Here is a 25,649-nt window from a genome sequence, read left to right as displayed (position 1 = left end):
GCGCGATCCCGCCCGGCGGCGACCGCCGAACGGCGTCCGGGGGAAACGGCCGCACCCGGGTGAACGGCCCCTCCCTCACGGTCGGGGCTCGGGCGCCGCAGGCGGCTCACCAGCGTTCGACCGGTCCTTTCGGCACCGGGACGTGCATGTCCGGCAGCAGGCCGGTGCGGGTGAGTTGGCCGACGGGGCCCTCGTCCCAGACCCGCTTCAGGGCGGCTTCGAACTCGGCCCGGGTCTTCGCCTGCTGGACGACGCCCCGCAGTTCGGCCCGGACCTTCATCGCTTTCAGGTACCAGTGGGCCATCTTGCGGAACCGGGGCACGGCCCGTTCCTCGCCGTGCCGATCGCACAGGTCGCCGAACTGCCGCTTCAGTAAGTCCATGCGGTCCGCGAACGACCCCGGCGGGTCGTAGGAACCGGTCGTCTCCCACTGGACGAGCTGACGAAAAATCCACGGGTTCGCCAAGGCCCCGCGGCCGACGCTCACGCCGTCGCAGCCGGTTTCCTTCAGCATCCGCTCGGCGTCGGCGACCGTGCGGACGTCGCCGTTGCCGATGACCGGAATGCTGCTGACCGCGTCGCAGACCGCGGCGATTCCCGGCAGGCTGATCGTGCCGCTGAAGCCCTGGGCCCGGGTGCGGCCGTGGATCATCACGGCGGTCACGCCGCAGTCCTCGAACCGGCGGGCGAAGTCCGGGGCGGTCAGTTGCTTGTCGTCCCAGCCCAGTCGCATCTTGACGGTCACGGGCACCTCCACCGCCTTCACCACGGCGGAGACGAGGTCCGTGGTGCGGGAGGTGTCCTGCATGAGCTTTGACCCGGCCCCCGTCTTACAAACGCGGTCCACCGGGCAGCCCATGTTGATGTCGATCGAATCGACGCCCCGCCCCTCCACCAGCTTGGCGGCCTCGCTCATCAGGTGCGGGTCGTTGCCGAACAACTGCACGGCGAACGGCGAGTCGCCGGGTCCGGTCTCGATCAGTTCAAGACTCTTTTTGCTCCCCTCCAGCAACCCGCGGGCGTTGACGAGGTCCGTCGTCCCCAGCCCCACCCCGCCCAGCGACCGGGCGATCCGGCGGAACTCCAGATTGGTGAACCCCGCCAGCGGTGAGAGCAGCCAGCGCGTGGGCAGTTCGAGGGCGCCGAAGCGGAGCGTTCGCGGTCCCTTAGCCGCGACCGGAGGGAGCGTTTCGGCGGGCGGGGACAGGGTTGCGGACATGAAAAGATCGTAGGGTCCGCTCCGCGGACCGTGCTCGGTTCACTGGGCTCACTCTGGACGGTCCGCACAGCGGACCCTACTCCCGCAACTCCGCCCCGGCGGCGGCGCTGGCGGCGTTCACCACCTCGACGACGGCGGCGTCGACCTCCTCGCCGGTGAGGGTGCGGTCGGGGGAGCGGAAGGTCAGGCGGGCGACGAGGCTCTTCTTGCCGGCCGGCAGCTTGTTGCCGCGGTACTGGTCGGCGAAGGCGACGTCCGTCAGCAACGCCCCGCCGGATTGGCGGGCCGCGGCGGCGAGGGCGGCCCAAGGGGTCGCCTCGTCCAGCACGAAGTTCAGGTCCCGCTCCACCGTCGGGAACTGCGGCGGCGGGCTGACCTGCGGGACGAACTCGCAAAACGCTTCCAGCGGGGCGAGGTCCAGTTCGCACAGCGTGACCGCCCCGCGGAGGTTCCACGGGTTCGCCGAGAGGACTTTTTCGTCCCCCTCCCCCAGCCAACCCCAGCGTTCGCCGTTCAGCTTCAGCTCCGCGGCCCGACCGGGGGCGAAGGGGGCGTGATCGCAGGGTTCGGCGGTCAGTTCGGCCGTCACGCCGAGGCGGGAGAGCAGCGTCTCCAACACGCCTTTCGCCTGGAAAAAATCCCAGCCGCAGACGAAGCCGAAGCGGGAGGGCTCCGCGGCCGGGTCGCCGGGGTCGGCGGCGAGGTAGGCGCGGGCCAACTCGAACAGGGCGACGTTCGCGTTGCCCTTCCGCTCGTTCTCCCGCCGAGCCTTCAGCAGGCCGGGCAGCAGACTGGGCCGCAGCACGTTCTCCCGCTTCCGGCTGCTGTGTTCGACGGTGAGGAGCGGAGAGTCGCCGTCCGGGCGGAACAGGTTCGCTTCCTGCTCCGAAGTGAAGGTGAGGGTGTAGGCCTCGAAGGCTCCGTAGGCGACGAACGTTTCGCGGAGGACGTCCGCGACGCGGTCGCGGGTCGGGGTGACGGCGACGGCGGTGGGGATGACGGCGTCGTCGGGGACCTGCTCGTACCCGTGGATGCGGGCGATCTCCTCGATCAGGTCCGCCTCGCGGGTCACGTCGCGGCGGCGCCAGCCGGGCGGGCGGAAGGTGGCGGAGCCGTGGTTCCGCTCGGCCGTTTCGAAGCCGAGGCGGTTGAGGATCGCTTCGCTTTCCTCCGCGGAGACCGCCATGCCCAGCAGGGCCGGGACGCGGTCGAACCGCAGCGGGACGGCGTCCGGTTCGGTCGGCGGCGTGCCGGCGATCGTCACGCCCTCTTCCAGCGCGCCGCCGGCCAGTTCCGTGATCAGGGCGGCGCACCGCAGGCTGTGGTCGTTCAGAGCGGAGACGTCCACGCCGCGCTCGAACCGGTGGCTGGCCGCGGTGAGCAGGTTCAGGCCTCGGGCGGCGTCCCGCACCATCTTCGGGCTGAAGTCGGCGGCTTCGAGCAGCACGTCGACGGTGTCGGCGCCGATCTCGCTGTCCTCCGAACCCATCACCCCGGCGACAGCGACGGGGTGGTTCTCGTCGGCGATCACCCCCGTCCCGGCGGGCAGTTCGTAGCTCTTGCCGTCGAGGGCGGTGAATTTCTCCCCCGGTTCCGCGAGCCGGACGACGATGCGGCCGCCGCCGAGCGTTTTCAGGTCGAAGGCGTGAAACGGCTGGCCGGTCTCGAGCATCGCCAGGTTGGTCGCGTCGGCGACGTTGTTGACGCTCCGCTGGCCCAGCGCCGCCAGCCGATCCTTCACCCACTGCGGGCTCTCGCCGACCTTCACCCCGCGGATGATCCGCGCGGTGTAGATCGGGCAGAGCTCCGGAGCCTGGATCTCGACGGGGATCGCGGTTTTCCCCTGCGGCGCGCCGCCTAAGGGTGACGGCCGGTGTTCCCCGACGGGGGCCGGGGCTTTGAATTCTTGGCCGTAGAGGACGGCGATCTCCCGGGCGACGCCGACGTGGCCGAGGCAGTCGCCGCGGTTGCTGGTGACTTCCAGGTCGATCACCACGTCGTCGCCGGTCTCGCCGGCGAAGGGCTCCACGCCCTCCAGGTTCAGCCCGGACATCGTGAGCCGGTCCGTCAGCTCGTCCAGATCGGACGGCAACGCGACGAGTTCGGAGAGCCAGTTGCGGCTGACGAGCATAGGGAACCGTGCAGGCGAGCGTGGGGCGTGAGCCCCATGAGGGCGGAGCGGGCCGCGAAGGTTACGACTCCGGCGGGACGTCCTCCACCCGCACCTTGGTCACCTTGCGGTTGTCGGCCTCCAACACGGTGACGCGGACGCCTTTCCAGTCAAAGGTTTCGCCGGAGGCGGGGACGCGGGCCATCTCGCTCATCACGAAGCCGCCGAGGGTGTCAAAGTCGCCGTCCTCGGGCAGTTCGAAGCCGGCGACCTCGTTGAAGTCGTCCGTCCGCACCCAACTTTCGACCTCGAAGGAGCGTGGCAGCGGCGTGCCGTTGACCTTCGCCGCCCGCAGACGGCTGCGGCGGTCGCGGGGCTCCTCGTCGCCCTCCGGCTCCGAGACCTCCCCCCCCGGGAACGGGAGGCGGCGGATGCCGGTCTCGGCCTCGGTGATCGGGTCGTGTTCGTCGACGATCTCGCCGACGATCTCCTCCAATAAGTCCTCCATCGTGACCAGCCCGGCGACCCCGCCGTACTCGTCCACGACCAGGGCGAGGTGCGTCTGCTCCGCCTTCATGCGGCTCAGCAGGGTGTCCAGCTTGGTGGCGTCGGGGACGAACAGCGGCTCGCGGGCCAGTTCGACCACGCCGGGCTCCGGTTCGCCCGGCTGCCTGGGGGCTCCGAGCGAGGCGAGCAGGTCCTTGGCGTAGAGCACGCCGCGAATGTCGTCCAGGCTCTCCCCGTGCACCGGCAGCCGGCTGTGGCCGCGGGCCATGAACAGCTCGCGGGCCTCCTCCAGCGTGGCGGAGGCCGGAACGGTATCCATGGCCGTGCGGGGGGTCATCACCGCGGCGACGTCCTCGTCGTGCAGTTCGATCACCTGCCGGATCATCCGACCGGCGTTCTCCTCCAGCAGGCCTTCGCGTTCGCCCTCGTCGACGACGCTTTTCAGTTCCTCGCCCAGCACGCTGGCGTCGTCCCGCCCGGGATCCGCCCGACCGGCGAGGCGGTGCATCGTGCGGTCCAGATAGTTCGACACCGCCACGAACGGGGCGAAGGGCGTCGCCAGGGCGCTGGCCAGCGGCCAGGCCCGGGCCAGCAGGGCCTCGGAGGTGACGCGGGCCACCGTCCAGGGCAACACGCTGAGCGCCAGCACGGCGACGGCGGTGAAGGCGGCCCACCCGGCCCAGGTCTCCCACCGGGTCCAGGCGTCGTCGGGGGCGCGCCCGGGCAGCGGCAGGCCCAGCCCGCCGGCCGCCAGCAGCAGGCAGACGACGTTCAGCACGAAGGTGGCCGCCCGGGTGACGACCAGCACCGACTCCCGGTTCTTCAGCACCTCCCCGAAGCGGTCGTCCAGGCCGCGCTCGGCGCACAGGTCGTGGAGTTTGCCGCGCGAGAACTCCCGCAGGCTTTGCGTGAAGACGCCGCAGACGAACGCCGCCGCCCCGGCAAGGGCGGCGTACAGCAACGGGGGTTCCATGGACCTCGGTGGAGGAAAGAGCGGGCCGGCAGTCTAGCCGGAGCGCTCCCCGCCGGATACGCCCGAACCGCCGTGTCCGACGGGACCGGCGTGTCCGGGAGGGACCGCGACGCCGCAGGCCGCCAGCGCCCGGGCCTCGGCGGAGCGCATCACGGCCCGCTGGGCGTCCGTCTGGTCGTCGTACCCGCAGACGTGCAGCGTGCCGTGGGCGACGTAGAGCATCAGTTCCCGCAGGCTGGCGGACAGTTCGTGCCCCGGCGCCCCCTGCACGGGCCAGTCGTGCCCGGCGGCCTCCCGGGCGGCGTAGTCCGGGTTCACGATGATCTGGCCCTCCCGCGGGGCGACCGCCCAGCCGCCGCCGTCCGTTTCGTCAATCCCCCCGCCCTCCTCCAGCAGGAAGCTCAGCACGTCGGTGGGGTAGTCGTGGTCCAGCCAGCGGCGGTTGAGGGCGTGCATCGCCTCGTCGCCGACGATCGCCAGGTCGATCGCCGCGTGGGAGACCCCGCACAGGTCCAGCGCCGCCCCGGCCGCGTCGCACAGCCGCTCCAGGTCCGCGGCGGAGAGCGTGCCGGTTTCGTCCCGGGGGGCGACGGAGATCAGGCGGTCGCTCATCAATGCGGGGGCGCGGGGGCGGCGGTCGGCCGGGCGCCTCAGTCCTTCTGGTCCGGGTACTTGATGCGGCCGTGGTGCATGCCGATCAGGCTTTTCACCAGCGATTCCTCCACGATGCGGATCTCCCGCAACGTGAGGGAGCTTTCGTCGAACTGCCCGTCCAGCAGGCGGTCCATCGTGATGGACTTGACCAAATTTTCGATCCGGCCGGGCGTGGGCTCCGACAGGCTGCGGGTGGCGCTCTCGACGGCGTCGGCCAGCATCATCACGCCGGCCTCGCGAGTCTGCGGTTTGGGGCCGGGGTAGCGGAAGGCGCTCTCCTCGGCGTCGCCCTCGTGGCCCGGTTCGCTTTCGGCCCGCTTGCCGGCCTCGTGGTAGAAGTATTTGACCAGCGTGGTGCCGTGGTGCTGCTCGATGAAGTCGATGATCCGCTGCGGCAGGCCGTGCTGGCGGGCGAGGTCCACGCCGTCGCGGACGTGGCCGATGATGATCAGGGTGCTCATCGCCGGGGCCAGTTCGTCGTGCCGGCCGCGGTCCTCGGCGGTCTGGTTCTCGATGAAGTAATGCGGTTTGAGCATCTTGCCCACGTCGTGGTAGTAGGCCGCGACGCGGAGCAGCAGTCCGTTGGCGCCGATGGCGTCGGCGGCGGTCTCGCCGATCGTGGCCATGGCGATGCTGTGGTTGTAGGTGCCCGGCGCCCGCCGCACGAGGTCCTGGAGCAGCGGGTGGGAGACGTCGCTCATCTCCAGCAGGGAGATGTCCGTCACCACGCCGAAGCTGCGCTCGATGAACGGCAGCGACCCGGCGACGAAATATCCGGCCAGCAGACACCACCCGGCCCCGCGGAGGCCGTTCATCAGCGCCGGGTGGGCGACGGCCCAGGAGTCCGGCAGGTCGGCGACGAACGGTTGGCGTTCGATCAGCCCCACGCACACGCTGACCGTCAAGTAGACGCCAGCCGCGAAAAAGCCCACGCCGATGACGGTCGAGCGGCTGGGCACCCGCGACAGCGGCAGCACCGCCGCCGCCGCCGCGCTGCTGAGCACCAGCAGGTGGCCGAGGTCCGCCGTCGTGCTGAACACCACGATCGCGCTGACGGCCAGCCCGGTCAGCCCGGCGAGCCACTGGTTGTAGGCGACGGCGAAGGTCATCGCGCAGGCCAGCACGGGCACGGCCTCCGCCCGCCAGGGGTCGAAGGAGAGCCACCGCCCGAGAGCCACCGCGGCGACGATCAGGGCCAGATAGGAGGCCAGCCGGCCGGGATCGACGATCAGCCGCGGTTCGTTCCGCTGGATGAACGCCCCGATCAGCCCGGCGATGACGGCCAGCACGCCGGCGACGACGGCCGCCCGGGTCAGCCGGGCCTCCAGCCCCGCCAGTTCCACCAGGGCGGCGTGTTCCTCGGCGAGCAGGTTGGCGGCATCGCCGTCGATCACCTCGCCGGGCGGCACGAGAATCTGCCCGCGGACGAACAGCGTGACGGCCGGCGGGACGGCCCGTTCGGCGGCGAGCTTCGCCTCCTCCGTCGCCGCCGGGTCCGCCGTCAGCGACGCCGGCACCGATCGGATCAACCACCGCTCCACCGGCGCCCGCAGCGCGGAGAGCCCCGGGGCGGCGTTCCAGGCGACGTCCAGGCTCTCCGACTGCGTGAGCAGCCAGTCGATCGTGTGCTGCTGCGCGGGCACCGCCGCTTCGGAGAGCGTCTCCGGCGGGGGGGCCCGCTCCCCGGGGTCCAGGGCGAGGATGAACGTGTCGTCCGCCAGGTCGTTCGCCCGCAGGGCCTCCTCGTTCAACGTGCCGATCTGCCCCAGCGCCTGCAACAGGGGACGCAGTTCCCGCGTGAGGACCTCGAGCCGTTCCGGGGCCGCGGGGCGATCGTCGGCGCTTTCGACGGGGAGCCCCAGCAGCACGCTGCGGAACGTGCCGAACTGGTTGCGGGCGGCGGTTTCGGCGGCCTCCCGGTTCTCGCCGGCCTCCGACACCGCCAGACCGAACGCGGCCCGGGCGGGCGCCGGGACCTGATCCCAGCTCTCGGAGGAGGCCAACGTCTTGAGCTGCCGGCTGAACAGGGCGTCGAGCCCCGCCAGTTTGGAGGGGTCGTTGCGGAAGATCGGCGGGACCGCGGCCCGGGCGGTCGCCCGGCGGCTCTCGGTCTGAATGCTGTCTTCCACCTCGAACGGCACCCGGGCGGCGATACCGTCCCCGGCGAAGTCGCCCAGGCGGGTCTGCCGAGTGGGTTCCCAGCCCTGCACGGCGACGACCAACGCCGCGCAGGCCGCCGCCGCCATCAGCAGCCGGGCCGCCGCCCCGCGGCGGGTCAGCAGGGCGTCCCGCCACGTCTCCGCCGGGGGGGACTTCCCCGAACCGCTGCGGCCGCCGCGGCTCTTCGACGAGGAGGAGCGGGACCGCCCGGAGGATTTGCTCCCGCCGGCCCCGCTCCCGCCGCGCGTTCCGGGCCGGGCCGAGGGGGGTTTCGCCGTCAGCAAACGGCCGGCGGGCGCCCCGCCCCGGGACGGCTTGCTGCGGGTGAGAAACGGGACGTTCACGCCGGGGGCGGGCGCCGGAGGGGGGAGGACCTGCGGGAATGCTACCCCCGAGGCGACCGTCGGGGCGAACCCGTCCCGCCCCGGACGCTCGACCCGATCCCCCCGAGGCGGCAAACCCGCCCCGTTCGGCACGACGGACCGGCACGACGGACCGGCGGGCGGCACGGCCGAGGGAGCTTCGCCCCGGGGGACGGGACGACGGGGCGGCGTCAGCCGTGCGCGTCTTCGTCGTAGGCCTGAACGATGTCGCGGACGAGCTTGTGCCGCACGATATCCGCCCGGCCGAGGTTCGCCACGCCGACGCCCTCCACCTTCGACAACCGCCCCACGGCGTCCTTCAGGCCGCTGGGCACGTCGTCGGGCAGGTCGAGCTGCGTCACGTCGCCGGTGACCACGATTTTCGATTCCTCGCCCATGCGGGTGAGGAACATCTTCATCTGGGTGACGGTCGTGTTCTGGGCCTCGTCCAGGATCATGAACGTGGAATTCAGCGTCCGGCCCCGCATGAAGGCGAGCGGGACGACCTCGATCATGTCCTTCGCCATGTACCGGCGGACCTGCTCGTAATCGAGCATATCGTTCAGAGCGTCCAGCAGCGGGCGGAGGTAGGGGTTCACCTTGGCGAGCATGTCGCCGGGCAGAAAGCCGAGCTTCTCGCCGGCCTCCACCGCGGGGCGGGCCAGCACGATCTTGCGAACGCGGTCGGTCCGCAGGGCGTGAATGGCCATCGCCACGGCGAGGTAGGTCTTCCCGCAGCCGGCCGGGCCGGTGCAGAACACGAGATCCTTCTGTTGGATCGCCTCGATGTACGCCGCCTGCCCCGCGCTGCGGGGCTTCACCTCGCGGCTTTTCTCGTAGAGGGAGACGCCGCTCCCGTCGCCGTCGCCGTTCGTCGAGGCGGAACGATCCGGGAGCGGGCCGGCGAACGGCGACGCCGACGCGGGGGGGAGGGCGGAGCGATCGCCGGGGCCGTCCTCCACGGGGTCGAAGGGGCGGGAGAACTCGCCGGCGAGAGCCCGGGAGACGTCCGCGGTCTCGACGCGGCCGCCGCGGCGGGCCAACCGGGCGAGTTCCTCGAACACCGCCTTGCCGTGACGGACCTGCTCCCGGTCGCCGCGGAGCCGCAGCTCTTCGCCCCGCAGCACGGCGGAGAGGCCGAGTTCGTCACGCACCTTGCGCAGGTGGCGGTCCCGGTGGCCGAAGACCACGCGGACCTGATCCGGGTCGGGGAACCGGAGGACGGCTTCGGACACGATGCGTTGCGGCCGACGGGGTCGGCGGGCCTGACGGGAGGACGGGGAGGGGAAGGACGCCGTGGGGGTGACGCGGGTTCGCCCGAGCCGGCGACCGCCGACGGGATCGGCCCCGGGGCGCCGCGGGGACGCGGCGCCGGCGGGGCGACCTGTGACGTCGGTGAACGGAGTCTCGGGGCCTGATGGTAGGCCGCTCCGCCGCGGGGAAAAGCGGGACCGACCTGAGCGACGATAGGGGTCGCGCTCAAGGCGCCGGTCCGAACGGACGATGGGAACAGGGAGATCGCCCGCTAAGATGGGGCGGTTCCCCGCTTTCCCCTTGCTCCCGCCCAACATGGCCGCGGACCGCCCCCCCCAGCGTTCTCAGGAGAACGGGGAGCCCCGCGACGGGGCTGCCGACGCCGGGGCCGCCGGGCGCGAGGAGGGCGAAGTCGCGTCCTACGAGGTCGGCGCCGGCGTGCCGGAGCCCGACGGCGACGCCGCCCGCCGCCCGTTCCTGCGGGCGGTGCTCTCCGACGGCACCCGCACGCTGCTGGACGAGGAGGGCGATCGGGAGGTCGTGGTGCACGACCGGTTCGCCCGCCTGGACGCCGGCCTGCCCCCGCTGCCGCCCCCGACCGACGACGCCGACGCGGAAGACCTCTCGCCGAAGCCCTTCGTCCACCGCCCGGAGGCCCCGCCGGCCCGATCGACCGCCGCCGGTCCCGCCGCGAAGGACGGCGCCGCGACGAAACGTCCGGGGACGGAGGCGTCCGACGGCGCCGGGGCCGCCCGCGGCAGTTGGCAGCACCTCGCCCCGCCCCCGCCGCGCCCGGTCGTGGTGGCCGAGCCGCCGAAGGCCGAGGAGCCGAAGGCCCCCCCCGCTCCGGCGCCGCCGGCCGTCGCCGCGACCAAAATCGTGCCCGAGGCGGCGCCGCCCCGCCCGCCGGAACCGCGGAACGTCGTCTCGTTTTTCGCCGAGGACGACGAGGACGACGAACCGCGGTCGGTGGACTTCGAAGCCGCCGCGGATCACTTCACCGAGCCGGTGACCGACCGCTACGCCCCCTCCAACGCGGAGGACGAGGACGACCGGCCGGCCGCCTCGCGGCTGGCGGAGGCGGAGCCCGACGACGACGAGGACGACGTCCCGCCGTCGAAGCCGTCCCCGCCGTGGCGGCGGAGCATTTTTCGGGCGTTCTCCGGCTGAGGCGCCGCCCGACCGGCGTGCGGGCTCGCGCCGGGGAGTCCTTCCGCGGGGCCGCTCCCGGGTCCGGCCCGGGTCCGGGTGGGTGAATTGGGACCGGCGGGGCTCGCCCCGAGCGGGGTTCGGGCGGTTCGGAACGGGGGCGGCGGTTGCGGGGGCGAAGCGGCGGGCGGTACGGTCCTCGCCCCGTCCCGCTTCTCCCCGAATCCCCCGGCCGCCTCCGCATGGCCCTGTACGACCACCTCGGCGCCCACCCCGAGGAACGCGACGGGGTCGCCGGCACCCGCTTCGCCGTCTGGGCCCCGAACGCCGAGTCCGTCAGCGTGATTTGCGACGGCAACGGGTGGAACGCGGGCTCGGACGAACTGTGGGGCAGTTCCAGCGGCGTGTGGGAGGGCTTCGTCCCCGGCTTCGGCCGCGGGGACCGCTACAAGTTCGCCATCCGCACCCGCACCGGCGAGTTGCTGGAGAAGAGCGACCCGTTCGCCTTCCACGCGGAGCACCCCCCGCAGACGGCGAGCGTTTGCTGGGATCTCTCCCGCCACCGCTGGGAGGACGCCGCCTGGATCGACCACCGCCGCGACACCGACTGGCTCAAGGCCCCGGTGAGCGTCTACGAGGTGCACCTGGGCAGTTGGCGGCGCCCGGCTGACGGGCGGCGGTACTTCAGCTATCACGAACTCGCCGAGGCCCTCTGCGATCACGCGGAGCAGTACGGGTTCACCCACCTGGAGCTGATGCCGATCACGGAGTTCCCGTTCGACGGGTCCTGGGGGTATCAGGCGACCGGCTACTTCGCCCCGACGAGCCGCTTCGGCACGCCGGACGACTTCATGCACTTCGTCGACACGTGCCACCAGCGCGGCATCGGGGTGATCATCGACTGGGTGCCGGCCCACTTCCCCACGGACGCCCACAGCCTCGCCCGGTTCGACGGCACCTGCCTCTACGAGCACGCCGACCCCCGTCAGGGTTATCACCCGGACTGGAACACGTTGATCTTCAATTACGGCCGGGACGAGGTGCGGCGGTTCCTGACCGCCAGCGCCCGGTTCTGGATCGAGAAATATCACGTCGACGGCCTGCGGGTCGACGCGGTGGCGTCGATGCTCTACCTCGACTACAGCCGCAAGGCCGGCGAGTGGGTGCCCAATAAATACGGCGGCCGCGAAAACCTGGAGGCGATCGACTTCCTCAAGGAACTGAACGTCGAACTGCACCGCGATTTCCCCGGCGTGATGACGATCGCCGAGGAGAGCACCAGTTGGGGCGGCGTGAGCCACCCGACCTACAACGGCGGGCTCGGCTTCAGTTTCAAGTGGGACATGGGGTGGATGAACGACACCCTCCGCTACTTCGAGCGGGAGCCGCTGTATCGCAGCTATCATCAGGGCGAGCTGACGTTCCGCAGCGTCTATCAGTTCAGCGAGAACTACATGCTGCCGCTGTCGCACGACGAGGTCGTGCACGGCAAGGGCTCGCTGCTGAATAAAATGCCGGGCGACGTCTGGCAGAAGTTCGCCAACCTGCGGCTGCTCCTCGCCTGCCAGTGGCTCAACCCGGGCAAGAAGCTCATGTTCATGGGCGGCGAACTGGCCCAGTGGACCGAGTGGAACCACGACGCCCAACTGGACTGGGCTCTGGAGGGCCAGCCGTATCACGACGGCGTGCGGCGGTTCCTCGGAGACCTGAACCACCTCTATAGAACCCGCCCCGCCCTGCACGCCACGGACTGCGACCAACGCGGCTTTCAGTGGATCAGCGGGGACGACGCCGCCCGCAGTGTGCTGGCGTTCCTCCGCAAGACGGCGGACGGCTCCGCCCAGTTGCTCTGTGCGTTCAATTTCACCCCGGTCCCCCGGCCGGACTACCGCCTCGGCGTGCCGGTCCCGGGGTATTACAAAGAAATTCTGAACAGCGACGCCGGCATTTACGAGGGCGGGAACGTCGGCAATCAGGGGGGCGTCTACAGCGAGGAGATCCCCTCCCACGGCTTCAAGCACAGCGTGCAGATCAGCCTGCCGCCGTTGGGGGCGGTCGTGTTTGACGCCCTCACCGGTCAGGCGGTCCCCCCGCGGCCGGCGAAATCGATCGACGGCAAGGCGTTGCCGTCGAACGACGCCAAGCGGTCCCGGTAATCGTTACGACGCGGCCAGCCGGACCGCGCCCGAACCGTTCGCGCCGCGCGCGGACGATCGGCTGACGGACGACCGGCGGGGGCGTCGATGTCGGAGGCGAACCTGTCGCGCACCAAGGAGGGCGCCCCCGCTCCTCCTTCGCCGCAACGCCGTGAACCGGGACCTCCGCATCGGGCTGTCGCTTTCCCTGCTGGCGCTGGGCGTGGCGGGAGCGTTCTGCTTCCGGGCCGACCCGGCCGCCGTCGATCCGGCCCTCGCCGGGGTCGAAGCGGACGCCGACGCGGCCGACGCCCCGCCGGACCTGGCCCCGCCCCCGCCGCCCGTGCGGCTGGCGCCTCCGGCGACGCCCCCCGCCGTCGCCGCGGCGCCCGTCGGCCCGCCGCCGCTGCCGGTGCCCGCCGTCGGCCCGCCGCCGGTCCTCCCGCCGGCGGCCCCGCTGGCGTCCGCGGAGACGCTCCCCCCGTTTCCGGAGCCGCTCGACGAGTTCCCCGAGGAGCCAGCGCCCCCCCCCGCCGAACCGCAGACCTACACCGTCGCCCCCGGTGACACCCTCACCGGCATCGCGGAGCGGACGCTGGGCAGTCACCGCAAGTATCACGCGATCTACGAGGCGAACCGCGACGTGCTGGAGCACCCGGACGCCCTGCGCGTCGGCATGACGCTGCGGATTCCGGACCGCTTGTAGGGTCCGCTGTGCGGACCGCGTTCCCTCCGACTGAGAGGCCGAGCTCTCCGGCTGAGGGGGTTCAGGTCGGTCCGCACAGCGGACCCTACGGGACGCGGCGGTCGGCGTGACCGCGGGCGTGCGGGTGGGCGGCGTCGTAGGTCTCCTTGAGGCGGGCGGTGGAGACGTGCGTGTAGATCTGCGTGGTGGTCAGGTTGGCGTGCCCGAGGAGTTCCTGAACGCTGCGCAGGTCCGCCCCGCCGTCCAGCAGGTGCGTGGCGAAGCTGTGACGCAACGTGTGCGGGCTGGTTTTGCCGTCCAGGCCGGCGGTCTGGATGTGCTTGTCGAGCATCCGGGCGACGCTGCGGGTCGTCAGGCGGCCGCCGAATCGGTTGAGGAACATCGCGGCCCGGTCCTCCGCCGTGGCCTTCTCCGCCGGCCTGCGGACGGCCAGCCACGCCTCCAGGGCCCGCGCGGCGTGTTCGCCAATCGGGCTGATCCGCTCCTTCTTGCCCTTCCCTCGCACCCGCAGCACGTCGGCGTCGCGGTCCCAGTCCTCCACGTTCAGCCCGGCCAGTTCCGCGACGCGGAGGCCGGCGGAGTACAGCGTTTCCAGCATCGCCCGGTCCCGCTTGCCGGATTTCGTCTCCGGGTCGGGCGTTTCGAGCAGGATCGCCGCCTGCTCGACGGAGAGAAAGTGCGGCAGCTTGCGGCCGGTGCGGGGGGTGCGGAGAGCCTTGGCGGGATTGCTGCTCACCTCCCCCCGCCGTTGAAGGAACCGGAAGAAGCTCCGCAGGCAGGCCAGCCGGCGGGCGACGGTGCTCTTGGCGTAACCGCAGGCGTGCAGGTAGGCGAGGTACTCCCGCAGCACGGCCACGGTGAGGTCCCGCGGGTGGGCCGCCGAGCGGGCCGGCAGCGTGGTGCAGGCTTCCTCGAGGAACTCCAGCAGGCTGTCGAAGTCCTCGCTGTAGCCCTTCACCGTGTGCTCGGAACTTTGCTTCTCGACCCGCAGGTGCCGGAGGAACAGGTCGATCGACTCGTGCATGGTTCTCTCGTGAGCCCGAAGCGCAAGCGAGGGGGGTGACGTGGCGGAGAGATCGGCCGTCGAACCGTGAGCCGAGCTTCGCCCCCCCGCTTGCGCCTCGGGCTCAGGGGGGACCGGCTCACCCCTCCCGAATGCGTTCCGCCAACAGCGCCACGTCGGCGGCGGTGAGGGAAAGCGACGGGTCCGCCGCGTGGGCCGCGAGGCGGGCGAGGCAGTCGGCGACGCGGTCCGCCCGGAACAGGTAGACGAAGCGTTCCTCACCCCGCGTCAGGGCGACGACCCGCACGCCGGACGACGGCGGAGCGGCGGCCGGGGGGGCAACGGGCGACGGCTGGGGCCGGCGAGTCAGCATCCGCGATCCTCCGTGACCCGGTCCGAGGGCGATCCGGGGGAGGCATCGGTCGCGGCGCCCCGCCCGGCGGAGCCGAACGCCGCCGGGTCCGGTTGGGGGGGCGGGCCGTTCGCCGCTCAACCCCGGGGCCCGGGCGTCAGTGAGGGGACCGAGCGTCAGTGGGGGTCCAGGCCGCGGAAGGTGTACTCCCGCTCCGCGAGGCCGCCGTGGAGTTCGAGCATCTCGCGGATGCTGCGCCGGCAACAGAACCGGATGAAGTCCTCGCTTCGGTTGATCTGGGCTTCCCAGCCGCCGCTGCGGAGGTCGCCGGAGAGCGCCCGGCGGTCGCGGAGGGCGGCGGCGACGTCCTCGTCCGCCCCGTCGTACAGGCGGACGTAGCTCATGTACGGCAGCGGTTCCGGCAGGCCGTCCCCGGCAACGGCCGCCGCGGCGGGATCCGGCGCCGTGACGGCGAGCGGCGCCGGGCTCTGGGCGCGAAACAGGTCGGCGCCGCTGCGGACGGCCCGCTTCCAGGTCGGCGTTTCGCTCTCCAGCGCGTCGTCGATGGCCCGGCGGGCGCCGGGGTCGGTGGCGGGGCCGGGCAGGAAGATCGCCGGCTCCCGGGCGTACCAGGCCGTCTTCAGCCCCACCCGCGGCGGGTAGTACGGGGAGTAATCGGTGACCGCCCCCAGCACGATGGAATCCGCCCCCACCAGTTTCGCCAGGGCGATCGCCTCCGTCGGGTTCGACGGGTCGAGCCCGCTGGTGGTCATCGCCACCTCGACCACCCCGACGGGAATCACCTCGAACCCCGGCACCTGCTGGAGTTCCGTGGCGTAGGCGAGGGCGAATCGGCGGCCGTCGGCGGAGCGTTCGGCGGAGAGATTCAGGAACGGGGCGACCGCGACCACCGGCAGGTTCGGGGCCGGGTTGACCACCGACGTCTGCACGATCAGGCAGCCCGGCAGAACGAGGGCCGCGGCCAGCAGCGTCGCCGCGACGGCGCTCAGGCGGCCCGCCGCGCCCCGGCGGACGCGGGGCCGACGTCGGGGCCCGCCAGGTCGGGAGCCGCCGAGTCGCCCTCCATCGTGCGGGCGGCGTGCAGCAGGTCGGCGAAGTCGGGGCTGACCAGCAGCTTTTCGTCCGCGAAGTCGCTGAGCCACATCTGCGTGTCCGGCCGGTCCGCCGTGGAGACCCCGCAGGCGCCGAGCAACTCGCGCAAGGTGACCGTCACCGAGGGCGAGGGCGGCTCCGCCCGATCGTACGGATCGGGACCGGCGAACAGGCGGAGGGTGGGCGGCATTCAACGTCATCGCGGAACGGACGGCGGGCCGGACTCCGGTCGGGCCGGGAGCGGACGCTCCCGGGGGCCGCACGGGCGGTTCGTTCGTCATCGGTCCCGCAACCGGCAGGACTGCACCCCGCCCTCCCAGTCGGTCCCCGGCGGGCGCGAAGGTTCGCGGCCGTGGACCGCCGAGGCGTCGGCCGGTAGTCTTCCGGCGCGCCGAGCGCCCGTTTCCACATCGATTTCTCCCCAACCCCGGTTCCCAATGCCCGTCGCCACGCCCGCCCAATACGCCGAAATGCTCGACGCCGCCCAGGCGGGCGACTACGCGTACCCGGCGGTCAACATCACCAGCCTGGTCACGCTCAACGCCGCGTTGAAGGGCTTCGCCGACGCCAAGAGCGACGGCATCATCCAGGTCTCCACCGGCGGCGGGAAATTCGCCAGCGGGCTGAACGTGGGCGACAACGTCCTCGGCGCCATCGTGCTGGCCGAGGCCTGCCACCGGCTCGCGGAGCGGTACGACATCTTCGTCGCCCTGCACACCGACCACTGCCCGCCGGACGCCGTCGACAGCTTCCTCAAGCCGCTGATCCAGGCCACCGCCGATCGCCGGGCCGAGGGCAAGGGCAACCTGTTCCAGAGCCACATGCTCGACGCCAGCAACCTGCCGCTGGAGGAGAACATGGCGCTGTCCAAGGAGCTGATGAAGCTCTGCGCCGAGCAGGAGATCATCCTCGAGGTCGAAGCCGGCGTGGTCGGCGGCGAGGAGGACGGCGCCGCCGGCTCCCACGACACCCCGGCCGACAAGCTCTACACCACCCCCGAGGACATGCTGGCCGTCTACGAGGCCCTCGACGGGCTGGGCCGGTACATGTTCGCCGCGACCTTCGGCAACGTGCACGGCCACTACAAGCCGGGCAGCGTCAAGCTGAAGCCGGAGATCCTCAAGGAGGGTCAGGCCGCGGTTATGAAGAAGTTCGGCGAGAAGGCCGAGTTCGACCTCGTCTTCCACGGCGGCAGCGGCACGGCCAAGGAAGAGCTGGAGGAAACGCTGGCCTACGGCGTCGTGAAGATGAACATCGACACCGACACCCAGTACGCCTTCACCCGCCCCGTCGCCGGGCACATGTTCGAGAACTACGACGGCGTCCTGAAGGTGGACGGCGAAGTCGGCAACAAGAAGGTCTACGACCCCCGCAGCTACCTCAAGAAGGCCGAGCAGGGCGTCGCAGCCCGCCTCACCGAGGCCTGCGAGCACCTGCACAGCACCGGCAAGACGATCTTCAAGAAGTAGGGTCCGCTCCGCGGACCGTTCTTCTACGGTTCCGAAGCCCGACGCCTCGCCCTCCACGGGGCGGGGCGTTTTCTTTACGCGGACGTCACTCCCCACGGTCCGCGGGAGCGGACCCTACCCGCGGCCCAGCCGGTAGATCTCCGTCAGCAGGGTCTCCACCGTCTTGCCCTTCGCCCCGGCCTCGCGGGCGGCTTCGACCTTTTTGCGGGCCTCCGCCTGGGAGTGACCGAGGGCGACGAGGGCTTCGACCGTTTCCCGCTCCACGTCGGTCTTGCGCGATTCGCCGTCGGGCAGGTCGCGTTCGGGCATGAGGGCGAAGCGGGTCATCTTGCGACGGAGCTTCGCCACGATCCGCTCCGCCATCGCGGCGCCGATGCCGGGGAGCGTGGTGATCTCCTTGACGTCCGACTCTTCGATCGCCGCGGCGACGTCCCGCACCGGGCGGACCATCGCCCGCAGGGCCTTCTTCACGCCGACCCCGTCGACGCTGCAGACCAGCTCGAAGAACTCCCGCTCGACCGGGGTGAGGAACCCGATCAGCCGCGGCGTCAGCCGGCCCTTCTGCGGGTTGCCCTCGATGAACTCGATCGTCCGCAGCGTGACCTCTTCCCCCCGCTTCGGGCCGAGTTGTCGGCGAACGAAGTCCGGCACGTAGACCTCGTGCTCGAAGGGGCCGCATTCGAGGTACGCCGCCGTTTCGGACAACTCCGTCAGGCGGCCGGTGATTTTCGTGATCATGCGGAGATCGTAGGGTCCGCTCTGCGGACCGCGCTGGGAGAATCGAAGTCGTTGAGAACGGTCCGCACAGCGGACCCTACGCCGCGACGGCCCGCAGGCGGCCGAACACGCAGAGCGCGGCGGCGGCGGCGTCGGCGACGTCGTTCGGTTCCAGCACGTCCTTCAGGCCCAACTCCGTGCTAACGGACCGTTGCATCTGGGCCTTGTTCGCCCGGCCGTTGCCGCAGGCGCGGGCCTTGATAGCCGTCGGAGCCAGCGCCTCTACCGGCACCCCCTCCTCGCCGGCGGCCAGCAGGATGGCGCCGCGGCAGTGGGCGAGCTTCAGACTGCTGGAGTAGTTCCGGCCGTGGGCGAACACCTGCTCGACGGCGATCAGCCGGGGGGCGAACTCGCGGATGAGCTCCCGCACCCCGCCGCCGATCTCCGCGACGCGGACGGCCAGCGGGTCGTCGACGTTCGACCTCAACACCCCGCCCTCCACCAGCCGCGGACCGCGGGGGGTGTGCTCCAGGACGGCGTAGCCGGTGCGGTTCAGCCCGGGGTCCAGCCCCAGACAGCGGGCCGGGCCGGCGGTTTGCTCGGCGCCGGCGGGCAGCGGCAGGACGGCGGCCTTGTTCACCGTTCCTCCCGGACCAGCAGCACGACGGCGTCGGCCGTCATCGCCTCGCCGCGGCCGACGGGGCCGACGGCCTCGCCGCTCTTCGCCTTCACGTTCACCACGTCCGGCTCCACGCCCAGCAGATCCGCCAGGCGGGCGGCGATGGTCAGTTTGAAGGGGCTGAGCTTCGGCCGCTCCGCATGCACGGTGCAGTCGAGGTTCCCCACCCGCCAACCGCGGTCGGCGGCCTGCTGGACGGCTTCGCGGAGGAAGTCGGCGCTGTCGCGGCCGGCGTTCTCGGGGGCGTCGTTGGGGAACAGTTCCCCGATGTCCCCCGCACCGCAGGCGCCGAGGATCGCGTCGGTCACCGCGTGGGCCAGCACGTCGGCGTCGCTGTGGCCGACGAGGTGGAACCCCGCGGGCACCTCCACCCCGCCGAGCAGCAGCGGCTTGGCGATGTCGCTGTCCCGGACCACGCGGTGGGTGTCGTGGCCCGCCCCGACGCGGAACGGCAGGGGCGATGAAGGCGACATGAGTACAGTCTTCGGTGCGATCACCGCGCAAACCGGCGGGGCGTCGCGGACAGTAGTCCCCGCCCGCAGAACCGGCAAGATCGGCCGCCGCCCGGCGGGCCCCCGGCGCCCGAAAGGTCCGTTGACCGCCGGCGACGTCCGAACCTAGCGTCGCCGCCGCATGCGTCGCCCCCCGTCCCGCCGCCGTCCTGCTCGTTGTGCGCCGGGGGTCGCGGCGGGGTGGGTCGCGGTCTGCGGGGTCCTGCTCGGCTGCGGCCTGACGGCCGGCTGCGCGATCTTCGATCAGTCCGTCGAGGCGATGACCCCCGGCGGGTACGACGAGAGCCCCGTCGACGACCCCCGGATGACGGCGCTCCGGCCGGTCATCGACCAGATCCTGCTGGAAGTCGTGCTGGTCGAACGACCGGCCGACGACCCGCTGCTGGGGCGGGCGCTGTGGGACTCGGTGGGCGAGATCGGCGCCGTGGACGCCGACCGGGCCGAACGGCTGCGGAACGCCGGCTTCCGCGTCGGCGTGGCCAGCGCCGACCCGCCGGAGGCGGTGCGGGCCCTGATCGAACGGCGGGAGGTAATCGGTTCCCCCCTGCCCAACAGCCGCACGACCCGACTGGGCGCCGGCGGTCAGGACGAGGAGGTGAAGCTGAATCGGGTCACGCTCCGCGTCGGCGGCGAAACCACGCTCCCCACCGCTCCGAACGAAGGCGAACTGCTGGTCGTCACCCCGGCGGCGAAGGGCAAACCCAGCCGCACCGAATCGTTCGACTCCGCCACCGGGCAGGTCCGTATCGGCTGCCGCACGCCGCAGAAGGGGTGGGTCACCTTCGACCTGACCCCCGAAATTCACCACGGCCCCCGGGCGATGCGGGCGGCGCCCGGGCCCGCGGGGCTGGAGACCGTCCACGGCCAGCGGGTGCGGGCCTGGCCGGACCGCTCGTTCGAGGTGACGCTGACGGTCGGCGACAGCGTGATCCTCGGCCTGCGGGAGGACGCCGCCCCGGACTGCCTCGCCGCGGCCCTGCTCGCCGCGGAGAAGAACGGCCACGCCACCGACCGCGTGCTGGTCGTCCGCCTCGCCGACATCCGCCAGATCGAAGGCCGCAGCGAGGGGCGGTAGGGTCCGCTGTGCGGACCGTCGTGAACGTTTCGCTCCTGAAAAACAGTCCGCACAGCGGACCCTACGTTCCCCAGCGCGTCACCAGATCGCGGTCCACGCTGAGTTGATCGACGATCCGGCCGACGACGAAGTCGATCAGGTCGTCCACCCCGCTCACCCCGTGATAGAAGCCGGGCATCGCCGGCAGCAGCACGGCCCCGGCGGCGGCGACCGTCTGCATGGTGCCGAGGTGAATCGCCGACAGCGGCGTCTCCCGCGGCACGACGATCAGCGGGCGGCGCTCCTTCAGGTGCACCGCGGCGGCCCGATGGATCAGGTTGGAGCAGAGCCCCCCGGCGACGCTCGCCAGCGTGCCCATCGAGCAGGGGCAGATCACCATCCCGCCGGTGCGAAACGACCCGCTCGCCGGCCCCGCGGACCAGTCGACGTGCCGGTGCACCGTCAGCGCGCCGACCCCCGCGGGCACGGCCTCGGCGGGGCGTTCCGACCAGGGGAACCGCACGGCGAACAGCGTTTCGAGGTCCAACGAAGCCGGGGCCAGTTCGGCGCCCAGTTCGTCCCGAAACACCTGCACCGCCGCGGGGCTGAACACGGCGTGCACGTCCCGCCCCGCGGCGAGCAGAACCTGGAGCAGCCGGACGGCGTACGCGGCGCCGCTCGCCCCGGTCACGCCGACCACCAGCGGGGGTTCAGCCTTCATCGCATCGCGTCCAACAGAGCCGGGTGAGCCCGGAGCGCAAGCTCCGGCCGTCGGCGCAGCCGAGCGTCGTCAACAATTGGCCGCGGACGAGGCGCCGCCGGAGCATGCGCACCGGGCTCACGGCGGATTTCGCTCACGGCTTCCTCGCCGTGTAAAAGGTCGCGGCCCCGAAGCCGAGGGGCTTGTACGTGCACTCCGTGAAGCCGGCTTCGCGGAACAGATCGCACAGCTCCTCGCCGTCCGGGAAGACGGCGGCGCTCGCGGGCAGGTAGTCGTAGGCGCTCTCCGGGTTCCCCGCGGCCCAGCGGCCCAGTCGGGGAACGACGCCGAGGAAGTAGAGCTTGAACAGCGGCGAGAGCAGCGGGTTCGTCGGCCGGGAGGTTTCGAGAATCAGCAGCACGCCGCCGGGGGCGAGCACGCGGTGGAACTCAGCGAGGCCGCGGCGGGTGTCGGCGACGTTCCGCAGCCCGAAGCCGACCGAGACCGCGGTGAACGCCCCGTCGGCGAACGGCAGAGCCTCGCCGTCGCCCTCCACCCAGGCGATCTCGCCGCGGCGGTCCTTGCGGGTCGCCTCGGTCAGCATTTGGTGGGTGAAGTCCGCCCCGACGACCCGCAGGTCCGGCCGCCGCGTCTTCAGGGAGAAGGCGAGGTCGCCGGTGCCCGTGCAGCAGTCCAGGGCCGGCCCGGCCCCGAGGTCCGCCCGGCTGATCCGCCGGCGCCACAGCACGTCCAACCCGCCGGTCATCAGGCGGTTCATCAGGTCGTAACGCCCGGCGATCGCCCCGAACATGCGACGCACGCGCTCGGTCGATTTGTCGACCGGGGGGCTCGCCGCGGGCGTGTCGTCGGCGGGCGGGGCGAGGGTCGCAGTCATGACGCGGGATCATCCGCGATCCCGGCGGCAGGTTCACCCGCGGCCCGAGCTAATCCGCCAGCAGTTCGTCCCGTTCCCGCTTGGTCATGTCGAGGTCGAACATCAGGTATTTGATGTCGAGCCGGAGCTGGGACAACGCCTCCTGCACGACGCCGAGGATGCGGCGGCGGCGCTTCACGCTCTCCACGACCTGCCCGAACGGCTTTTCGAGGGCCGGCTGGTACTCCGGCGGCAGGGCCGCGATCTGCTTGGCGAGTTCGACCAGTTCGTTCGGCAACTCGTCGTCGTGGCGGGGCAGCCGGTTGCGGGAACTGATCACGGGAACGGACCGGAAAAATTTTTTGGAGGAAATAAGCTCCGCGGCGACCTCCGGTCCGTCGTCGGCCGCGTTCGTGAGCTATGCCGATGCTCGCCCGCCGACGGTGGGCCTGTCAACGGGGCAGTTCTGCGGTGCGGCGCCCCGCCCCCGCGACGGCGCCGTCGAGCCCCCGCCGACGCGGACCTTCGGGCGCGAACGGCGGCCGGCGAGCGGTCTTCCCCCCGGAGGCCGATCGGACCTAGCTTCGCGGCGGACCGCCGGCGCCCGCGGTTCGCAGCGTTATCCCGATCGCCGTTCCCCGCCCCCGGTTGCGCATGCGTCGCCGCGATCTCCGCCGCCGCCCCCGGCCGGTCCTCCCCGGCGCGCTGCTCGTCGCGCTCGCGGCGCTGGGGACGCTCGGCCCGCCCGCCGCGGGATTCGCCCAGGAACCGGTCGAGCTGCGGATCCCCGAGGAGACGGAGCCCGCCGCCCCGGAGGCCGCCGACGACGCGATCCCCGACCTCGACGCGGCCGCCGACGCCGCCCGGCCGCGGTTCTTCACCGATCCCTGCGGGGAGGCCTGTGCGGTCGAATGGCGGGCGACCGCCCCCGGTGACCTCACCCCGGCGAAGGTGGCGTTCAACGCGGAATTCGGCGCCGCGGAGCCCGGCTGCGCCCAGGCGGTCTGGGTCAAGACCCGCCCGGACATGGTACTGCGGTTCGACCGGGCGCTGCCGCCCTCGGCGGCGATCGACGAGCTGACGGCGTCCGTCGCCGTCTTCACCACGCTGCGGTGCGCCGCGGCGGTGCGGGTTTCGTTCCCGAACGCGATCGATCCGAACACCGGCCTGCCGGCGACGGCCTGGATCGCGGGCCGACCGGCCCCCGCCGCGACGTTCGAGTGGCGGACGCTGACCGCCGCGACCACGGAGTCGGCGCTGAACGACGCCCGCCGCCGGGTGCGGCTGTCCCTGGGGCCGGACCCGTCCACGGGCGACGCCGCCGCGGACCTCACCGGCGCCGTCGTCGACCGGGCCGGCGTGCTGCTGTGGACCGACGGCGGCACCGGCGGACCGGCCGGGGTGCGGGTGGACGACCTGCGGGTCGGCCCGCTGGTCGGCGTGGAGGCGCTGAACCTCGACCCGACGGCCGAGGCCTACGTCACCCCGCCGGACCCGAAGCGGCGGCTGGTCGTCAGCGGCGGCCGGGTCGCGCTGGACGACGAACCGTTCTTCCCGCGGCTGACCTTCGCCCACGGCGTCGATCCGGAGCTGCTGGCGATCTCCGGGTTCAACCTCATTCAGGTGCGGGACTGGCGCGACCGGGACCTGCTGGATTCCATCGCCGCGGCGGGGCTGGGCGCCGCCGCTCAGCCCCCCAGCCCGGGCGAGGCGGGGGCCGGGCCGGCCGACCTGAACCAGCCGGTCGACGCCGGGCTGGCACCGTTCGGCCCGGGCACCGACCCGATCTGGCTGTGGAACCTCGGTCCCCGGATCCCCGGGGAGCCGGCGTGGGTGGCGGCGACGGAGGCGTGGGTGGACGCCGTCCGGGCCGCGGACACCGCCCGCGATCGGCCGACGCTCATCGGGGTGACGGGCTCGGAGCGGGCCTACTCCCGGATCGCGGACCTGCTCGGGGTCAGCCGGATGGTGCTGGGCACGGCGTTGCCGCTGTGGGAGCACACCGCCCTGCTGCGCGAGGTCGCCGACCGCAAGGCCCGGCCGGGCGAGCCGCTGTTCACTTGGATTCAAACCGCCCCCCACGGCCGCACCGCCGCGATGCGCGAGGCGGCGGGGCTGGAGCCGGCCGTGCTGGAGCCGGAATTGATCGCCCGGCAGGCGCTGGGGGCGGTCGCCGGCGGCGTGAAGGGGCTGGGCTACTGGATCACCGAACCGCTGGACGATTCCACGCCGGCCCGGACCGAGCGGCGGCTGGCCCTCACGCTGACGAACCTGCAACTGGCGGCAGTCGAACCGGTTCTCGCCTCGGCGACGAACGTCGCCCCGCTGCGGATTCTGCCCGCGACCACGGGCGACCCACGGGAGGCCAACCGTCCGCGGGGCGGCTTCGGCGCCCAAACCAACCTGTTGGCCGGATCGTCGATCGGCGATCAGAACACCCGCGGGGTGGGCGCCGGCGGCTCGGACGGCTTCGGCGGCGGCTTCGGTCCGTCCGCCGTGCTGAGCCGCACCGCGGACCTCGGCGGAGGGACCGGCGCCACCGACGCCCGCCCCGCCGGGCAGGCGACCGGCGCCCTGCTCAGCGACGGGGCCGACCGGCTGGTCGTCGCCGTCTGGCACGGCAAGGACGACCAGTTCGTCCCCGGCCCGGCGCCGTTCACCTCCGCGCACTTCACCGTCCCCGGCGCCCTGCCGACCGCCGCCGCCTGGCGGATCACCCCCACCTCCGTCACCTCCCTGCCCCACGAGCAGGTGACCGGCGGGATGCGGGTCACGGTTCCGAACTTCGGCGACGGGGCGATCGTGCTGGTCACGCCCAACCATCAGGGCGTGAACCACCTGCGGCGTCGCGTCGCCAAGTTGGCGCCCGGGGCGGCGACCGCGGCGGTGCACCTGGCCCGCCTCAAGATCGAACGGACCCGGGAGACCGACAACCGCCTGCGGCGCCCGCGGTTCGACCCGCGGGAGGTCGACGCCCTGCTCCGCAGCGCCGAATCGAAGCTGCACGACGCGGAGCGGATGCTCAAGCAGCACGACTGGGACCGGGCCTTCGCCGCCGCGGAGCTGGCCCGCCGGTTCGCCCGGTCCGTGCAGCGGATCCACTGGGACCAGTTGGTCGAAGAAAGCCGCCTCGAAGGCATTCCCAACGCCAGCCCGCACCTGATCGCGTTCTCCACCCTGCCGGACCATCTGGCGCTGATGCAGCGCCTGAACGTCGCCGGCCGCGGTCGCCCGGTCGCCCTGCTGCCGACGCCGCGGCGGGACCGGACCGCCGACGCCGAACCCCTGCCCTCCACGGAGGAGAACGACGCGCCCGAGACGCCGGCGGAGCGGTTCGACGGCCGGGTGTACTACGGGGCGCCGCCCTCGGTCGCCGCGGCCGCGGTGCTGGACGAGGGGGAGCTGCGGCTGAGCGCCCAGCCGAAGACCGGCTACGACCGCCCCACGCTGCTCGACCGCGGGCTGGTCGTGGTGGAGACGGCCCCGGTGAACATCCCGCCCGGGGCCGCCGCGGTGATCCGCGGCGAGGTGAAGGTCAGCGGCCCGGTGCTCGGCAACGGCGAGGGCGTGACCGTCCACGACAGCTGGGCCGAGGAGTTGGGCGGCCTCCGCTGGACCGGCGCCGAGCCGGCCTTCGACGCCGAGGCGAACGACGGCTGGGTCCCCTTCGTGCTGATCCGCCCGCTCCCCCCCGCCCCGGACCGCACGCCGCGGGCGAACCCGGACGGCACCCGGCCGATCACCGTGACCTTCGGCCTGCACGGCGTGGGCGTGGCCCGCTTCCGCCGGGTGACGGTGGAGGCGGCGAACCTGTCTTACTCCGCCCCGGTCGAGGAAACCCCGGAGCCGGTCCCCGCCCCGATGCCCCGCCTGCTCGACCGCCTCGGCGGGGCCCTGCGGCGGTTCTGAACGCCCGCCGGAGCGATCGAGATCCGATGTCGTACTCC

The 25,649-nt window shown here is 72.4% G+C and carries 22 protein-coding genes; 6 read left to right on the top strand and 16 right to left on the bottom strand.

What is annotated here, in order from left to right; all coding sequences use genetic code 11:
* Nucleotides 1–106 precede the first annotated feature (106 nt).
* The 6 genes from dusB to ACG2DA_RS02740 form a co-directional block, all read right to left on the bottom strand.
* Nucleotides 107–1,219, bottom strand: coding sequence for a tRNA dihydrouridine synthase DusB (dusB, locus tag ACG2DA_RS02765; RefSeq protein ID WP_395253935.1), 1,113 nt, complete (start codon nucleotides 1,217–1,219; stop codon nucleotides 107–109).
* Between the two features lie 76 nt (nucleotides 1,220–1,295).
* Entirely contained in the window at nucleotides 1,296–3,350 is a 2,055-nt protein-coding gene (pheT, locus tag ACG2DA_RS02760) for a phenylalanine--tRNA ligase subunit beta (RefSeq protein ID WP_395253934.1), read from the bottom strand.
* A 61-nt stretch (nucleotides 3,351–3,411) separates the two neighbouring features.
* Nucleotides 3,412–4,809: a hemolysin family protein gene (locus tag ACG2DA_RS02755; protein ID WP_395253933.1), complete on the bottom strand. Its 1,398-nt coding sequence runs from the start codon at nucleotides 4,807–4,809 to the stop codon at nucleotides 3,412–3,414.
* A 33-nt stretch (nucleotides 4,810–4,842) separates the two neighbouring features.
* The gene (ybeY, locus tag ACG2DA_RS02750; RefSeq protein ID WP_395253932.1) at nucleotides 4,843–5,421 is read right to left on the bottom strand and encodes an rRNA maturation RNase YbeY; all 579 of its coding nucleotides are present in this window, start codon (nucleotides 5,419–5,421) and stop codon (nucleotides 4,843–4,845) included.
* Nucleotides 5,422–5,459: 38 nt separating this feature from the next.
* Nucleotides 5,460–7,967 carry an HD family phosphohydrolase gene (locus ACG2DA_RS02745; protein WP_395253931.1) on the bottom strand — a complete coding sequence of 836 codons (2,508 nt, stop codon included), beginning with the start codon at nucleotides 7,965–7,967 and terminating at the stop codon, nucleotides 5,460–5,462.
* Between the two features lie 209 nt (nucleotides 7,968–8,176).
* On the bottom strand, nucleotides 8,177–9,220 hold the full coding sequence (locus ACG2DA_RS02740; protein WP_395253930.1) for a PhoH family protein: 1,044 nt from the start codon (nucleotides 9,218–9,220) through the stop codon (nucleotides 8,177–8,179).
* Between the two features lie 319 nt (nucleotides 9,221–9,539).
* On the opposite strand from ACG2DA_RS02740, the gene ACG2DA_RS02735 reads away from it, so the two are divergent.
* The 3 genes from ACG2DA_RS02735 to ACG2DA_RS02725 all read left to right on the top strand — a co-directional run bounded on the left by ACG2DA_RS02735 (nucleotide 9,540) and on the right by ACG2DA_RS02725 (nucleotide 13,229).
* On the top strand, nucleotides 9,540–10,409 hold the full coding sequence (locus ACG2DA_RS02735; protein ID WP_395253929.1) for a hypothetical protein: 870 nt from the start codon (nucleotides 9,540–9,542) through the stop codon (nucleotides 10,407–10,409).
* A gap of 221 nt (nucleotides 10,410–10,630) precedes the next feature.
* Complete coding sequence (gene glgB, locus ACG2DA_RS02730; RefSeq protein ID WP_395253928.1) at nucleotides 10,631–12,544, top strand: 1,4-alpha-glucan branching protein GlgB; 1,914 nt, start codon at nucleotides 10,631–10,633, stop codon at nucleotides 12,542–12,544.
* Nucleotides 12,545–12,695: 151 nt separating this feature from the next.
* Complete coding sequence (locus tag ACG2DA_RS02725) at nucleotides 12,696–13,229, top strand: LysM peptidoglycan-binding domain-containing protein (RefSeq protein ID WP_395253927.1); 534 nt, start codon at nucleotides 12,696–12,698, stop codon at nucleotides 13,227–13,229.
* 85 nt (nucleotides 13,230–13,314) lie between these two features.
* Here the strand turns inward: ACG2DA_RS02725 and xerC are convergent, their stop codons facing one another.
* The 4 genes from xerC to ACG2DA_RS02705 all read right to left on the bottom strand — a co-directional run bounded on the left by xerC (nucleotide 13,315) and on the right by ACG2DA_RS02705 (nucleotide 15,887).
* Nucleotides 13,315–14,253 (bottom strand): tyrosine recombinase XerC, encoded by a 939-nt coding sequence (gene xerC / locus ACG2DA_RS02720; RefSeq protein WP_395253926.1) that lies wholly within the window; start codon nucleotides 14,251–14,253, stop codon nucleotides 13,315–13,317.
* A 118-nt stretch (nucleotides 14,254–14,371) separates the two neighbouring features.
* Nucleotides 14,372–14,605, bottom strand: a complete 234-nt coding sequence (locus tag ACG2DA_RS02715; protein WP_395253925.1) for a hypothetical protein — start codon at nucleotides 14,603–14,605, stop codon at nucleotides 14,372–14,374.
* Between the two features lie 155 nt (nucleotides 14,606–14,760).
* Entirely contained in the window at nucleotides 14,761–15,522 is a 762-nt protein-coding gene (locus ACG2DA_RS02710) for a hypothetical protein (RefSeq protein ID WP_395253924.1), read from the bottom strand.
* Between the two features lie 68 nt (nucleotides 15,523–15,590).
* Complete coding sequence (locus tag ACG2DA_RS02705; protein ID WP_395253923.1) at nucleotides 15,591–15,887, bottom strand: hypothetical protein; 297 nt, start codon at nucleotides 15,885–15,887, stop codon at nucleotides 15,591–15,593.
* Nucleotides 15,888–16,134: 247 nt separating this feature from the next.
* Between ACG2DA_RS02705 and fbaA the strand changes: the two genes are divergently transcribed.
* Nucleotides 16,135–17,166: a class II fructose-bisphosphate aldolase gene (gene fbaA, locus ACG2DA_RS02700; protein WP_395253922.1), complete on the top strand. Its 1,032-nt coding sequence runs from the start codon at nucleotides 16,135–16,137 to the stop codon at nucleotides 17,164–17,166.
* Nucleotides 17,167–17,280: 114 nt separating this feature from the next.
* On the opposite strand, the gene ruvA is transcribed toward fbaA, so the two are convergent.
* The 3 genes from ruvA to ispF all read right to left on the bottom strand — a co-directional run bounded on the left by ruvA (nucleotide 17,281) and on the right by ispF (nucleotide 19,035).
* On the bottom strand, nucleotides 17,281–17,904 hold the full coding sequence (gene ruvA / locus ACG2DA_RS02695) for a Holliday junction branch migration protein RuvA (RefSeq protein ID WP_395253921.1): 624 nt from the start codon (nucleotides 17,902–17,904) through the stop codon (nucleotides 17,281–17,283).
* A gap of 76 nt (nucleotides 17,905–17,980) precedes the next feature.
* Nucleotides 17,981–18,523, bottom strand: a complete 543-nt coding sequence (locus tag ACG2DA_RS02690; protein WP_395253920.1) for a crossover junction endodeoxyribonuclease RuvC — start codon at nucleotides 18,521–18,523, stop codon at nucleotides 17,981–17,983.
* A complete protein-coding gene (gene ispF / locus ACG2DA_RS02685) occupies nucleotides 18,520–19,035 on the bottom strand; it encodes a 2-C-methyl-D-erythritol 2,4-cyclodiphosphate synthase (protein WP_395253919.1) in 516 nt (171 codons plus the stop codon). Before ispF ends, ACG2DA_RS02690 begins: the two co-directional genes overlap by 4 nt.
* Before the next feature lie 160 nt (nucleotides 19,036–19,195).
* On the opposite strand from ispF, the gene ACG2DA_RS02680 reads away from it, so the two are divergent.
* Nucleotides 19,196–20,149: a hypothetical protein gene (locus ACG2DA_RS02680; RefSeq protein ID WP_395253918.1), complete on the top strand. Its 954-nt coding sequence runs from the start codon at nucleotides 19,196–19,198 to the stop codon at nucleotides 20,147–20,149.
* A gap of 61 nt (nucleotides 20,150–20,210) precedes the next feature.
* Here the strand turns inward: ACG2DA_RS02680 and ACG2DA_RS02675 are convergent, their stop codons facing one another.
* The 3 genes from ACG2DA_RS02675 to ACG2DA_RS02665 all read right to left on the bottom strand — a co-directional run bounded on the left by ACG2DA_RS02675 (nucleotide 20,211) and on the right by ACG2DA_RS02665 (nucleotide 22,039).
* The gene (locus ACG2DA_RS02675; protein ID WP_395253917.1) at nucleotides 20,211–20,849 is read right to left on the bottom strand and encodes a UbiX family flavin prenyltransferase; all 639 of its coding nucleotides are present in this window, start codon (nucleotides 20,847–20,849) and stop codon (nucleotides 20,211–20,213) included.
* A 133-nt stretch (nucleotides 20,850–20,982) separates the two neighbouring features.
* Nucleotides 20,983–21,723, bottom strand: coding sequence for a ubiquinone/menaquinone biosynthesis methyltransferase (locus ACG2DA_RS02670; RefSeq protein ID WP_395253916.1), 741 nt, complete (start codon nucleotides 21,721–21,723; stop codon nucleotides 20,983–20,985).
* Nucleotides 21,724–21,772: 49 nt separating this feature from the next.
* On the bottom strand, nucleotides 21,773–22,039 hold the full coding sequence (locus ACG2DA_RS02665) for a transcriptional regulator (protein WP_395253958.1): 267 nt from the start codon (nucleotides 22,037–22,039) through the stop codon (nucleotides 21,773–21,775).
* 317 nt (nucleotides 22,040–22,356) lie between these two features.
* Between ACG2DA_RS02665 and ACG2DA_RS02660 the strand changes: the two genes are divergently transcribed.
* Nucleotides 22,357–25,611, top strand: a complete 3,255-nt coding sequence (locus tag ACG2DA_RS02660) for a hypothetical protein (protein WP_395253915.1) — start codon at nucleotides 22,357–22,359, stop codon at nucleotides 25,609–25,611.
* The last annotated feature ends 38 nt before the right edge of the window (nucleotides 25,612–25,649 follow it).

The sequence above is a fragment of the Alienimonas sp. DA493 genome, assembly GCF_043951915.1.
Lineage (GTDB): Bacteria > Planctomycetota > Planctomycetia > Planctomycetales > Planctomycetaceae > Alienimonas.
This window is presented reverse-complemented; position numbering and strand designations above follow the sequence as displayed.

Bases quoted from the DNA above. Each gene is read 5' to 3' on its own strand.
- dusB (WP_395253935.1), bottom strand. From the start codon at position 1,219: ATGTCCGCAACCCTGTCCCCGCCCGCCGAAACGCTCCCTCCGGTCGCG.
- pheT (WP_395253934.1), bottom strand. From the start codon at position 3,350: ATGCTCGTCAGCCGCAACTGGCTCTCCGAACTCGTCGCGTTGCCGTCC.
- ACG2DA_RS02755 (WP_395253933.1), bottom strand. From the start codon at position 4,809: ATGGAACCCCCGTTGCTGTACGCCGCCCTTGCCGGGGCGGCGGCGTTC.
- ybeY (WP_395253932.1), bottom strand. From the start codon at position 5,421: ATGAGCGACCGCCTGATCTCCGTCGCCCCCCGGGACGAAACCGGCACG.
- glgB (WP_395253928.1), top strand. From the start codon at position 10,631: ATGGCCCTGTACGACCACCTCGGCGCCCACCCCGAGGAACGCGACGGG.
- xerC (WP_395253926.1), bottom strand. From the start codon at position 14,253: ATGCACGAGTCGATCGACCTGTTCCTCCGGCACCTGCGGGTCGAGAAG.
- ACG2DA_RS02715 (WP_395253925.1), bottom strand. From the start codon at position 14,605: ATGCTGACTCGCCGGCCCCAGCCGTCGCCCGTTGCCCCCCCGGCCGCC.
- ACG2DA_RS02705 (WP_395253923.1), bottom strand. From the start codon at position 15,887: ATGCCGCCCACCCTCCGCCTGTTCGCCGGTCCCGATCCGTACGATCGG.
- fbaA (WP_395253922.1), top strand. From the start codon at position 16,135: ATGCCCGTCGCCACGCCCGCCCAATACGCCGAAATGCTCGACGCCGCC.
- ruvA (WP_395253921.1), bottom strand. From the start codon at position 17,904: ATGATCACGAAAATCACCGGCCGCCTGACGGAGTTGTCCGAAACGGCG.
- ispF (WP_395253919.1), bottom strand. From the start codon at position 19,035: ATGTCGCCTTCATCGCCCCTGCCGTTCCGCGTCGGGGCGGGCCACGAC.
- ACG2DA_RS02680 (WP_395253918.1), top strand. From the start codon at position 19,196: ATGCGTCGCCCCCCGTCCCGCCGCCGTCCTGCTCGTTGTGCGCCGGGG.
- ACG2DA_RS02675 (WP_395253917.1), bottom strand. From the start codon at position 20,849: ATGAAGGCTGAACCCCCGCTGGTGGTCGGCGTGACCGGGGCGAGCGGC.
- ACG2DA_RS02670 (WP_395253916.1), bottom strand. From the start codon at position 21,723: ATGACTGCGACCCTCGCCCCGCCCGCCGACGACACGCCCGCGGCGAGC.
- ACG2DA_RS02660 (WP_395253915.1), top strand. From the start codon at position 22,357: ATGCGTCGCCGCGATCTCCGCCGCCGCCCCCGGCCGGTCCTCCCCGGC.